The sequence below is a fragment of the Methylomonas sp. LW13 genome (assembly GCF_016865255.1).
Taxonomy (GTDB): Bacteria; Pseudomonadota; Gammaproteobacteria; order Methylococcales; family Methylomonadaceae; genus Methylomonas.
This window is the reverse complement of record NZ_CP033381.1, coordinates 4,141,237-4,153,105: the sequence shown is the minus strand read 5'-3', so window position 1 is coordinate 4,153,105 and position 11,869 is coordinate 4,141,237. Positions and strand designations below refer to the sequence as shown.

The 11,869-nt window shown below is 51.8% G+C and carries 8 protein-coding genes and 3 pseudogenes; 9 read left to right on the top strand and 2 right to left on the bottom strand.

Features of this window, described 5'->3' with window-relative positions:
• The first annotated feature begins 25 nt into the window (after positions 1-25).
• The 7 genes and pseudogenes from tnpC to JL719_RS18600 all read left to right on the top strand — a co-directional run.
• Positions 26-1,686 (top strand): annotated as a pseudogene (tnpC, locus tag JL719_RS18630) (IS66 family transposase).
• Positions 1,687-1,752: 66 nt separating this feature from the next.
• Positions 1,753-2,520 (top strand): tyrosine-type recombinase/integrase, encoded by a 768-nt coding sequence (locus JL719_RS18625; protein ID WP_051670556.1) that lies wholly within the window; start codon positions 1,753-1,755, stop codon positions 2,518-2,520.
• Between the two features lie 138 nt (positions 2,521-2,658).
• Positions 2,659-3,666, top strand: a complete 1,008-nt coding sequence (locus JL719_RS18620; RefSeq protein WP_033159536.1) for an STAS-like domain-containing protein — start codon at positions 2,659-2,661, stop codon at positions 3,664-3,666.
• 346 nt (positions 3,667-4,012) lie between these two features.
• Complete coding sequence (locus tag JL719_RS18615; RefSeq protein ID WP_101054688.1) at positions 4,013-5,110, top strand: IS5 family transposase; 1,098 nt, start codon at positions 4,013-4,015, stop codon at positions 5,108-5,110.
• Between the two features lie 543 nt (positions 5,111-5,653).
• Entirely contained in the window at positions 5,654-5,833 is a 180-nt protein-coding gene (locus tag JL719_RS18610; protein ID WP_051669720.1) for a hypothetical protein, read from the top strand.
• Positions 5,809-6,960, top strand: coding sequence for a group II intron reverse transcriptase/maturase (gene ltrA / locus JL719_RS18605; RefSeq protein WP_084153227.1), 1,152 nt, complete (start codon positions 5,809-5,811; stop codon positions 6,958-6,960). The genes JL719_RS18610 and ltrA overlap by 25 nt, the downstream gene beginning before the upstream one ends.
• 247 nt (positions 6,961-7,207) lie before the next feature.
• Positions 7,208-7,432: pseudogene (locus JL719_RS18600) on the top strand (transposase); the annotation flags it as partial.
• A gap of 9 nt (positions 7,433-7,441) precedes the next feature.
• Here the strand turns inward: JL719_RS18600 and JL719_RS24150 are convergent.
• Positions 7,442-7,694, bottom strand: a pseudogene (locus tag JL719_RS24150) (IS701 family transposase); the annotation flags it as partial.
• On the opposite strand from JL719_RS24150, the gene JL719_RS18595 reads away from it, so the two are divergent.
• Both JL719_RS18595 and JL719_RS18590 read left to right on the top strand, forming a co-directional pair.
• Entirely contained in the window at positions 7,694-7,915 is a 222-nt protein-coding gene (locus JL719_RS18595) for a UPF0175 family protein (protein WP_033155727.1), read from the top strand. The pseudogene JL719_RS24150 and the gene JL719_RS18595 overlap by 1 nt on opposite strands.
• Before the next feature lie 204 nt (positions 7,916-8,119).
• A complete protein-coding gene (locus JL719_RS18590) occupies positions 8,120-9,316 on the top strand; it encodes a Fic family protein (RefSeq protein WP_033155726.1) in 1,197 nt (398 codons plus the stop codon).
• 83 nt (positions 9,317-9,399) lie between these two features.
• Here JL719_RS18590 and JL719_RS18585 read toward each other — a convergent pair whose 3' ends face one another.
• Positions 9,400-11,841, bottom strand: coding sequence for a TOTE conflict system archaeo-eukaryotic primase domain-containing protein (locus tag JL719_RS18585; protein WP_033155725.1), 2,442 nt, complete (start codon positions 11,839-11,841; stop codon positions 9,400-9,402).
• Positions 11,842-11,869: the final 28 nt, after the last annotated feature.

Genomic DNA, 11,869 nt, shown 5'->3' with positions numbered 1-11,869 from the left:
TGGGACATTGCGGTATAATTCACCCATGAATCCGCTGGCCAAACTCGACCAATTGAACCTGGAGCCGACTGCCAAAACCGAGGTGGCGGCCCTGCTTCAGGCACTGATGGATCAGGCAGCCCAGGATGCCCAAGTCATCCAAACCAAAGACGCCACGATTCACGCCAAAGACCTCAAAATCGGCGCGCTGACCCATGAGCTGGCGTATTACAAACGCATCCGCTTCAGTCGCAAGAACGAAAGTCTGGCCCCGTTGCAGCGGGATGTGTTCGAGGAAACCTGGAATTCCGATATCTCGGCGATTGATGAGGAAGTCGAACAACTCCGGGATGATCAGCCCTGCGATACCGTGGCCCGTCCCAAACGCCCACGTGCTGGTCGCCAACCGTTGCCTGAGCATCTGCCGCGCATTGAGCATCGCCATGAACCGGAATCCTGCGCTTGTGGCCACTGCGGTAAAGACCTGGTCAAAGTCGGCGACGACTGCAGGGATGCAGGAGATAGAGCAACGCAGGAGCAGTTGCCGAAGACATCAGCGAGCAACTGGACGTCGAACCGGCCAAGTTCTTTGTGCATCGACACATTCGTCCGCAATACGCCTGTCGGGCCTGCGAAACCATCACCGCAGCACCGATTCCACCGGCGGTGATCGATGGCGGTATGGCTGCCGTCGGTTTGCTCACCTGGGTGCTGATCGGCAAGTACCTCGATCATTTGCCGCTGTACCGGTTGGAACAAATCGCCGCCCGTGACGGGGTGATCCTGTCCCGCTCCACGCTGGCGGACTGGGTCGGACGACTCGGTGTCGCTTTAGCGCCCTTAGCCGACCGCATGGCTTGGCATTTGTTGCAAAGGGATAGCTTACATGCCGACGAGACGCCGGTACCGCAACTGGATCCCGGCAGTGGTAAAACCAAGAAAGCCTATCTGTGGGCCTATCGCAGCAATGATCTGCAACCGGGACCGAAGCTTATCGTCTTCGATTATCAAGCCGGTCGCGGCGGCCGGCATGTGCAACAATTTCTGGGCGATTGGCACGGCCATTTAGTGGTGGATGACTATGCGGGGTATAAGGCCCTGTTTGCTACGACCCGTGCCCATCCCGCATCGCAACACCCGCTAGAGCCGTGTATCGAACTGGCCTGCCTAGCGCATGCGCGGCGCAAATTCTTCGACCTGTTCCAGGCCAGTCAAAGCCTTATCGCGCAAGACGCACTGAATCGTATCGCCAAGCTGTATGCGGTCGAAGCCGCAGCCCGTGATTTAAGCATTGCTGAGCGCAAACAGTGGCGCGCCGAAACCAGTCTGCCGCTCCTGGTCGAGCTACACGACTGGCTACAGCAAACCCGTTTGCGCACCGCACCCGGCACGGCAACCGCCAAAGCCATCGACTACAGCTTGAAACGCTGGACGGCGCTCAGCCGTTACGCCGAAACCGGCGATCTGCCTATCGACAATAATCCGGTCGAAAACAGCATTCGCCCCATTGCCTTGGGCAAGAAGAACTGGTTGTTTGCCGGATCGGAGCGGGCAGGCCAACGAGCCGCCGTCATTCAGACTCTGCTAGGCACCGCCAAACTCAATGGTCTCGATCCGGCTGCCTGGCTAAAAGACACCCTGGGAAAACTCCCCACCTGGCCCAACAGCCGCATCGACGAGTTACTACCGTTTAGTCACAGGGATTAGATCAAAGCGGCAACAGGCTGACGATGTGGTAGGGCTAGTTGCTTACAATACTTCGGGGACCGGATCATGACCGACATCGACATCTTCGACTTGCGCGAACACGTTGATGACTTGATCGACGAGGGCCTGCGCGCCACGACTATTAATCGCAAGAAGGCGGTCTTGTCCAGCGTCTACAAATTTGCCTTGAGCCTTGGCTATGTCGATGAAAACCTAGTTCGGAGCGTGGTGGTCGACGACGACACCAAGCGGCGGGACCGGGTATTAAGCGAGGCCGAACGCAAACGACTACTGAAAGCCTGCCGGGAATCGCATTGGGATAAGTTGTATTTGTTGGTTGTGATGGCAATGACAACCGGTGCCCGGAAAGGCGAGCTGATGAACCTGCGCTGGAGTGATGTTAACTTCAAGGACAACAGCACCTTTCTGGGTGACACCAAGAACGGTACCAGTCGGGAGCTGTATTTAGCGCCGGTCGTCATGACCGAGCTGAAACGCCATCAGGAAGTCGGTACCGGATTGATCTTCCCGTCGGTCGAACTTCCCGGGCAACCGATGGACTTTCGTAAAGCCTGGCGAAACGTATTGAAAGCGGCCAATATTGCCGACCGGGACATCCTGAACCCGGATGGCAGTGTCAAACTGGAGAAATTTACCTTCCATTGCCTACGGCATGGCTTCTGCTCGGCGCTGTCCGACCAAGGCAAGGAGATTAATCATATAGCCAAACTGGCCGGCCACAAGAGCATTCAAACCACCATGCGCTATATCCATCAGGGACGCGACCAAAAGCGGCAGATCGTCAACGAACTGGCTCAGGCCTTTAACCTGTAGCGGCTATTCGCCGGCCAATCCTTGATTGGGTTGGCTGGCTTTTCTGTTCATGAATCGAATAGCCGAGTAAATCGGTACTTTACGTTTAGCATATTTTGACTTTACAATTATTTTAAAATCACTTTACGTTTATTCACTATGAGTATTGATCTACGTCATTCCATCCTAGTCGCCATCGCCGAAGACGGCAGCAATGTTGCCGCCCGCCTCGCGAATCAACATGGCGTATCCCGACAGGCCACCAGCGCTTGGCTAACCAAACTGAAAAAAGAAGGTGCCATCACATCATCCGGTATAGGCCGGGGTGTGCGTTATCAATTGGCAACAATGGCACAGGTACAGCGGGTTTATCCCCGTGCAGGCTTGCGCGAGGATATTGTCTGGGCTGAAACCATGTCGCCGTTGTTAAGCGATTTACCCGGCAATGTCCGCGACATCTGGCATTACGCCGTCACCGAGATGGTAAACAATGCCATCGACCATTCCGGATCCGAAAACGTCGCCGTGGAGTTGGTGCGAGACGCACTCAATACCACCGTTTACATTGCTGACGAAGGGGAAGGAATATTTCTGAAAATTCAGCGGGCCATGAATTTGTATGATCCGCGCGAAGCGATCCTGGAGTTGGCCAAGGGCAAGCTGACCACCGATCCCGCCAACCATACCGGCGAAGGCATTTTCTTTTCGTCCAAGGTGATGGACGCCTTCGACATCCGATCCGGCCTATTGCACTTCATGCACGACGAATGGGGCGCCGATATTCTGCTTGAGCGCCCCGCCAATGCGCCGGGCACCTTGGTATTGATGCGCCTGGCCAACGATAGCCCGCGCATTTTGCAAGACGTGTTCGATCAGTTTGCAGCGCCAGGGGAATATACCTTTGCCAAGACCATTGTCCCGGTGCGACTGGCACAGCATGAAGGCGAAAAACTGGTTTCCCGGTCGCAAGCCAAGCGTTTGACCATGCGCTTTGAGCGATTCCAGTCGGTTGTATTGGATTTTGCCGGCGTTGAGGAAATCGGCCAGGCGTTTGCCGACGAAGTCTTCCGGGTGTTCGGCAACGCCCACCCCAATACCCAATTATTGCCGATCAACTTAACCCCTGCCGTCGAGAATATGGTTAAGCGGGCATTGTCGGCTAAATAACGAATATCCGAACTAACCAGCCTATCCCGACGGGGAGAAAAGCGGCGTCATTAACCGCCGGGCTGGTTATCCATTTTTAATGAATTGCACTTGAATGGAGTGTGTAAATGAACACTTATTTAAAAGGTACTAGAAGAAAAAACAAAGCAGATTTACAGAAATTTAATTAAATCACTTATTGATGATCCACCGCTAAATATCTCGTCTCGTAAGGAATATGAGTATGTTGAAACTGAAGAAGTCAAGAGGGTTATCAGGCTGGTGAAAAACTCGAAAAGCCAAGTAAGCTAAGGCATAGATGAGCCGCCAACTGTTAAAATAGGCTACCTAAATTTGGAGCCTTTCAATGCGCGGACACGATGCCATCCAAAACAACTGGTTCAGCTACATCAACCTGGAAGACCGAATTCCCAAACAGCATCCGTTGCGTCGTTTACGGCTACTCACCGATAGCGTATTGGGCTCTATGGATGCCGTCTTTGCTGAGCGTTACTCGCACACTGGCCGTCCGTCGATTGCTCCCGAAAAACTGCTGCGCGCCTTGCTGTTGCAAGTGCTGTACACCGTTCGCAGTGAGCGTCATTTGATGGAACAACTGGACTACAACCTGCTGTTTCGCTGGTTTGTCGGTTTGGGCGTCGACGATGCCGTATGGGAACGCACGGTGTTCAGCGCCAACCGCGAACGCCTGCTGTCCGAAGCCCTGAGTCGCGAATTTTTTGAGCGGGTACTGGCCATAGCCGAATGGCAAAACCTGGTGTCCGACGAACACTTCAGTGTCGATGGCAGCCTGATCGAAGCCTGGGCCTCGCACAAAAGCTTCGTCAAGAAAGACGGCAGCGGCCCGGACAAACCCGCCGGCCGCAATCCCGAGGTCGACTTCAGCGGCGAAAAGCGCAGCAACGCCACCCACCACAGTACGACCGATCCCGAAGCCCGGCTTTACAAGAAAGGCGAATACACCGAGGCCAAACTGCGTTACATCACCCATGCCTTGTCCGAGAATCGCAACGGCCTGATTGTCGATGTCGAAACCACTCAAGCCACCGGCACCGCCGAAATCGAAGCCGCGCAAAAAATGATCAAACGCCGCGTGCCCAAAGGCGGCAGCGTCGGTGCCGACAAAGGCTATGACCAAGCGGCGTTCGTCAACGGACTCGAGTCCCGTGACATCAAAGCCCATGTGGCCCGCAAAAAGACCGGCAGTGCCGTCGATGGCCGGACCGCGCGCGGCAAAGGCTATGCCCAAAGCCTCAAGCGCCGCAAAATCGTCGAAGAAGCCTTTGGCTGGGTCAAAACGGTCGGCGGCCTGCGCAAAACCCGTCACATCGGCTTAGCCAAAGTCGCGGGTCAGGCCTTGTTTTGCTTTGCCGCATACAACCTGACGCGCATGCTCAACCTATTGGTGTTCACGCCGAAACCGGCGTGGAGTGCACCCGCCTAGGGTGAAGTGCGGTGTGCCCAGCATGGGCCAAAACTTATTACCTGGAAAGAGGTAATCGGAAGAAGTAACGACAACTGTAGCGAAACGCAAGGGGGAATCCGCGAGGCCAGCCTGAAAGAAGCGCGTAGCAAACGCACGACCGCAGGAACACGAACAAGCAGTGAGGCTGGATGTGGGCGATGAGTGTGCCGTGTAACACAAAATCCAACCGTTACCGAAAGACACATCAAGTAGAGCTTGGCGGCACGGGCGGAAAGTTTTGGCACCTTACCTGGGGAGATCTCCGGCATGAGAATGCGGGAGAAGTCAGCAGAGGCCGTAGTAGCGAAGAAGTGCCTGTAATGGGCATGGAGCAAAGGGCCGAAGAATCAAGTTCATTAAACCAAACGAGGTTAATCGGACGCGCAGAGTATTTCGAAACAAGCGGGCGCGGCAACTGCGGCCACCACCCCCTTGGCGGGAAATCAAAGAGCAAAGTGGATGCTTTGTGAACGAAATCTCGGGAGATGCAAGCTAAGATTAGCGGTAAAAGGCGAAAGGAAAATGACGGAAGAGTTACTGATGGATGCCATGTTCAACTGGCTAAACCTGCAAGAAGCGCTTGATGCGGTAAAGCGCAACAAAGGCGCGGCGGGAATAGACGGACAAAGCATTGTAGACGACTGCATGGATGCAGGAGGTAGGGTAATGCAGGAGCAATTACCGAGACTGAGCAGCATTTAAAGCAGCACTGGGAAACCATTGAAGCCAAGTTAAGAGCGGGAAGTTATGTCCCAAGTCCCGTGAAAGCGGTGACTATTCCGAAACCGAACGGAGGCGAACGTGTGCTGGGGATACCGACGGTGCAAGACCGCGTGATACAGCAAGCGATGCAACAAATCTTGACGATAAAGTTTGATAGCGGGTTTAGTCAGTTTAGCTATGGCTATCGCCCTTATCGCCCTTATCGCAGTGCGCAGGATGCCGTGAAACAAGCTCAAAACTTTGTCCGGCAGGGTAAAAGTTGGGTAGTGGACATCGACATTAAGGCGTTCTTCGACGAAGTCAATCACGACAGATTACTGCATCAAATCAGCCGGAAAATATCAGACCGCCAAGTGTTGGGGTTGATAAGAACGTACCTGAAAGCGGGAGTCGTGAAAGACGGAAAAGTAGAGCGACGGCATCAAGGGGTGCCGCAGGGAAGCCCGTTGGGCCCTTTGCTTTCAAATATTTACCTGGATCAATTGGACAAAGAGCTGGAAAAGCGAGAACTGAGTTTTTGCCGCTACGCAGACGATATTGCCATCTATGTGAGTAGCGAACGCAGTGCGCGACGAGTCTTGGATAGTCTAACGTTATGGATAGAAAAGCATCTAAATCTGGTCGTCAATCAGGCCAAAAGTGGCACAGGGAGGCCGTGGGACAGTCAGTTTCTGGGTTTTAGAATCACCGAAGCACAGGAAATCGCGATTAGCCCCAAAAGTGTCGACCGTTATAAAGCGAAAGTGCGCGAACTCTGGGATGCCCGGCAAAGTAAAACCAGTCAGGAATTGGTTGAGCAATGGCGGCGATACATCATAGGCTGGTGGAGTTATTTTAAGCTAGCCGGTGATCGTCGGAACCTTCTGACATGGGAGGGGTGGACCCGCCGCCATATGCGTAAATGTTTCTGGTTACGCTGGCATAACAAGAAGGGGCGACTGAATGCCATGCGCCGATTAGGCGCGACGGTTAAGCAGCAAGGGTTCGCAAATCGTACAGGTGGAGCGTGGGGTATTGCGAAAAGCATAGTCCTACACAAAGTCCTGGGCAATGGCACGTTGCGGCGTTATGGTTTAGTTGTGCCGTCAGAACTCTCAACAGCTTAGGCTGTTGGATTCAACCGCCGGATGCGGAAAACCGCACGTCCGGTGGTGTGGCAGAGGTGGCGGGCGCAATCCCGTCACCCCGAGTCGATCCTGAAAACCGTCCACAGACGGCTTCAGGCGAATAAAAAGCCCTTGAAACCGGGGCAAAACGCTTGAAACTCGATGTCATGACCGATTTCAACTCGAAAAAATCACGAACATCGTGGGTAAGGGGAAATATCGGCGGGTTTTTCACCAGCCCGCTAAAGAAGAGTTCGCGTGGGTCAACACCATGATCGGTAATGTGAAGCGCTCGATTAACGGTACGTACCATGCCATCAATCCCAAACACTTGCCACGTTATCTAGCCGAGTTTTGTTATCGCTTTAATCGCCAGTTCGATCTGCAAGCCATGATGCCCAGGTTTCTCGTCGCGGCCAATACTCCGCCCATGCCTGCGCGTTTGCTCAAATTGGCTGAGGCTTATGGGTAATCAGGTGTGTTTTAGCTTCAGGCATTCCAACTTGAAGACGGCGTAGATCGACATAAACACATGGTTGTTTTGCGTCGTCACGCCCCGAGTCGCGATTTGGCCAAAGCGGCGTTGGATTTCAAGGATTTGTACCCATAGGGCATAAATGAAACACTTCGACTTGCCACCGTTTTTGGTAGATTGTCGTGACAGTGTCGCCATCGCAGGTCAAATCACTGCACACCAGATTCAAACAGCCTGTACTACCGTCCTTGTTTGTAAATGATATTGCTTGGTCTTGGTATGAATGCCGAAAGCTTTGCAGACTATTTAAAAAAACAGGCGACCATCAACCTTTTTCAAGAGGGCAAATTGTCTTCAGGTATGGCTGCCGCATGGCTGGGTATTCGGCGATTGGCATTTCTAAGATTGGCGTTTGAGGCAGGCGCTATCCTATTGGAAGATACAGCCGACGATCTTATGCGTGAAACTGCATTACTATGATTGTACGCCTAATGACACGCAATTCATCCAATAACCTCGTTCTCTTACAAAATCGGCATTCGCGCCCTTCGACAGATCATTAAATATCAATAAAATCAGTCAACTATCGGCTTTTATTGCATCGGCAACAAAATCGGCAACAATTTTTGTTATCTGTATAATTAGTCTAATAAAAACAGATTATTAGATTAATTAAAGATCGGCATGCCAATATCAACCGAAACGCCTTATCGCATCGAGCCATGTTTGCTGGAAAATCCGCCGCTGGATGTGGTCGATTTGGTAGCGGAATTAACTTCGCTGACCGAACAGTTAGGCGCCCGGTTACATCCCGATGCCGCCGCGAGCTTGGCCGACACGGTGCGGATCATGAATTGCTATTACTCGAATTTGATTGAAGGCCATAACACCATCCCCCGCGATATTGAACGCGCATTAGCCAACGAACTCGATAATGATCAATCCAGACGCAATTTGCAGATCGAAGCCAGAGCGCATATTCGCGTACAAAAGCTGATCGACGAGATGCATACCCAGCATGCTTTACCGGAACCGGCGTCTTCCGATTTTTTACAGTGGCTACATACCGAATTTTATCGGGATGCCAGTGATGAAATGCTGGTTATCAAGCAAGGTCAACAAGACTTCAAAATGGTGCCAGGCGAATTTAGATCGTTAGCCGTTCATGATGTGGCTGTCGGCCGCCATCTGCCACCCAGCAGTGAAACGGTGACGGATTTCATGCGGCACTTCGAACAACGTTACCGGCTTGAATCCGTGGGCAAAGGCAGCCGTATTTTAGCGATGGCCGCCGCGCATCACCGTTTGGCCTATATTCATCCGTTCCCCGATGGCAATGGCCGCGTCAGCCGATTAATGAGTCACGCCATGGGTCTTAAGGCCGGAATCGGCGCATTCGGGTTATGGTCTATTTCCAGGGGATTAGCGCGCGGGCTGAATAGCAGGCAAGAATACAAGCAGATGATGGATTACGCCGACAGCCCAAGACAAGGCGATCTGGATGGTCGCGGTAATCTGTCGCAAAAAGCATTAACCGAATTTGTCAGATGGTTCCTGTCGGCGTGTATCGATCAGGCGAAATTCATGACCTCATTGTTTGAGTTCGATCAGTTTGCCAACCGATTGAAAATCTACACCGAAAAGCAGGGTCTGCGACCCGAAGCCTTTTTCATTTTGCATCGGATTCTATTGCAAGGGGAAATGCCACGCGGCGAAGCGGAGCGAGTGACCGGCCTGAAAGAACGCAGCGCCCGCATGGTGTTAGCCGATTTGGTCAAGGATGGCATCGTCAATTCTCAGACCCCCAAAGGCCCCATATCGCTACGATTTACCAGTCAATCCATCGACCTGCTCTTTCCCAAGTTATTTGCCGAAAGCTGATGCAGTCTGTCCAATAGATTGAGTTCACTTGGTTCTCAATTAATTCTGAAGCTTGAGCTCACGCACCGTTGATGATTTTTCAATCAACTATCGATCATTTTATAACCCAAACTGCGGTAACCCACTTTTCGTCGCTCACTCATTTTGCTTAACATCGGCACTTGGGCATCGACATAATCGTAAATTCTGACTTCCGTTTTGGCGTGATGTAGCCGGTGGAGCCTGCCAACGTATTGGGCTAATGTGCCTTTCCAAGAAATCGGTATCGCTAAAAACAAGGTGTCCAGTCGAGCATCATCGAAACCTTCACCGAGATAACGACCGGTTGCCACAATGACACGCGGTTGGTTATCGGGTACAGCATCTATTTCGGACAACAGTTGTTTCCGCAGTTTGGCGCCCATGCCACCCTGCATTTCAAACACGTTGGGTGTAAAAGCTCTGATACGCTCAACCAATAACGACACATGCTCTTTCCGTTCGGTTAATACGATCGGCGAACGGCCACCGGACAGCGCCTGTTGAATATCGGCAAGAATTAACTGATTGCGCGCCTCGTCTTCCATCAGCGCCTGATAGATCGCGTGGATGGCGATTTGACCTTGGCTTTCTGGTATTTTAGACACTGTAAATTCCGTAAAGCGCTGGATTACGACATGATCAAACGGTCTTGCCAAAGCTTGTTGCTTGGCGCTGACTTGGTAGCGAATCGGTCCGCATTGCATAAACACAATCGGATGGTGACCGTCTTTTCGGGTCAATGTCGCCGACAAACCCAGCACACATTTGGCTTTGCAGGCATTCGCTACCTTTTCAAAACTTTTGGCGGATAAGTGGTGACATTCGTCAAAAATCACCAGTCCATAGTTGGCCACCAAATCATCGACTTCATGATTTTTGGTTAAGCTTTGCATGATGGCAACATCAATCACGCCGGTGGGTTTGTTTCGACCGCCGCCGATTTTGCCAACCTGTTTTTTCGGCACATTCAGAAACATCGCAATGCGCTCCAGCCACTGGTCCAGCAATTGCCGACGGTGGACGATAATCAGCGTATTAACTTGGCGTTGCGCCAAAACGTACAAAGCCACCACGGTTTTGCCAAAGGCCGTCGTCGCCGACAAGGTGCCGATATCGTATTGGAGCAACTGAATGGTGGCAGGAATCTGTTCTTCGGTCAATGCGCCTTGGAATTGAACATCCGGTAATAGCTCCCCTGAATAACGATCATCCCGCAGAACCGCTTGGATATTCAGTTCTTTCATCAGCGATAACAAATCTTCCAGACAGCCGCGCGGCAAGGCAATATGCTGGGAAAACAGTTCGGCGCAGGAAATGATTCTTGGCTTATCATGGGTCGATAAACGCATGGCCTGCGCTTTGTAAAACTCAGGATTCTGGAACGCAGCCAATCGTAGTAGCCGCGTTTGCAAGGCGGCAGGCAGCGTTAGCTTATCGATGAACAACTGATTGCCCAATACGATTTCCAGTTGTTTGGGGAGCAAACTGGCATCGATAGCGACCTCTTTTAATTTTCGCGAAGGAGTCAAATTCCAGGGTTGACTATCGTCCTCTTCCATCGGTAGTTTCACGCCAAGAATTTTGTTCTGCTGCTCGGCTTTGTCGAGCCAGAAGCGTAATTCGAAGAGTGAAATGCGCTTGATAGTGGAGAGATATGCCCACTGATCGGGATAAGTCACAAAGTGTTCATCGATAAATTCGCTATTGCCACGCTCACGCGCCTTTTTCTGCAACGGTAAGGCAATTAGATTGCCAAGACCGCCTTTGGGCATCGTATCTTGGTTGGGGAATAACCGATCGTAGGACTCGAATCCCAACTCAGGATATTGATCCATGGCTAGTGTTAACAAATAGGAGCCTAATTTTCTGGCTTCGATGGCCGGAACCGGCGTGCTGAAAAATACCCAAACATGCGCACCTTTGCCGGAGCGCGAACGCTCGATACTGAAGTGAACTTTTTCCACCTTACAAACCGCGCTGAATGCCGAAACATCCTGCTGCCAGGATGCTTTATCGAAATCCACTGCCAAAAACCAACAGCGTTCATCTTGCAACAAGGGATAAACGCCAATCACATAATCTTCATGGGGTTTAGCTGGATTGCCTGCACCCATCAAATGATTGGTAATCACAGCATCGGTTAAGGACTGATACGCGCGATACTGGCAGTCGCCGCATTTGATGCGCGGTTTATGACAGAGAGTCGGATGCCATTCATTCAAACATACCGGCGAATAACCCGTTTTTCCGGTTTTACTGCTTTCGAAACGTTTGGGATAAACATCCTCGCGACCTTTGAACAAGTCGCGAAACAGTTTGATCTTGTCTTGGCGAGAGGACTGATGTGTAACCGTTGCATTGGCGACACGTTGCGAAAAGCTTTCAATTTGTTCCTGCCGCCGTTGCCTAAGTGTTGCCAAAGTTTGAGCTACCGTCACGCGCTCGGCATCCAAGGCATGGAGCTTTTGCTCTAACTCTGATATCTCTTGTTCGAGGCTATTCATGCGTGAAAAATACCGTTCGGTAACGTTT

Excerpts from the sequence above, each read along its gene's own strand:
- JL719_RS18590 (WP_033155726.1), top strand. The coding sequence starts at position 8,120 with ATGCCAATATCAACCGAAACGCCTTATCGCATCGAGCCATGTTTGCTG.
- JL719_RS18585 (WP_033155725.1), bottom strand. The coding sequence starts at position 11,841 with ATGAATAGCCTCGAACAAGAGATATCAGAGTTAGAGCAAAAGCTCCAT.
- JL719_RS18610 (WP_051669720.1), top strand. The coding sequence starts at position 5,654 with ATGACGGAAGAGTTACTGATGGATGCCATGTTCAACTGGCTAAACCTG.
- JL719_RS18625 (WP_051670556.1), top strand. The coding sequence starts at position 1,753 with ATGACCGACATCGACATCTTCGACTTGCGCGAACACGTTGATGACTTG.
- JL719_RS18615 (WP_101054688.1), top strand. The coding sequence starts at position 4,013 with ATGCGCGGACACGATGCCATCCAAAACAACTGGTTCAGCTACATCAAC.
- JL719_RS18620 (WP_033159536.1), top strand. The coding sequence starts at position 2,659 with ATGAGTATTGATCTACGTCATTCCATCCTAGTCGCCATCGCCGAAGAC.
- JL719_RS18595 (WP_033155727.1), top strand. The coding sequence starts at position 7,694 with ATGATATTGCTTGGTCTTGGTATGAATGCCGAAAGCTTTGCAGACTAT.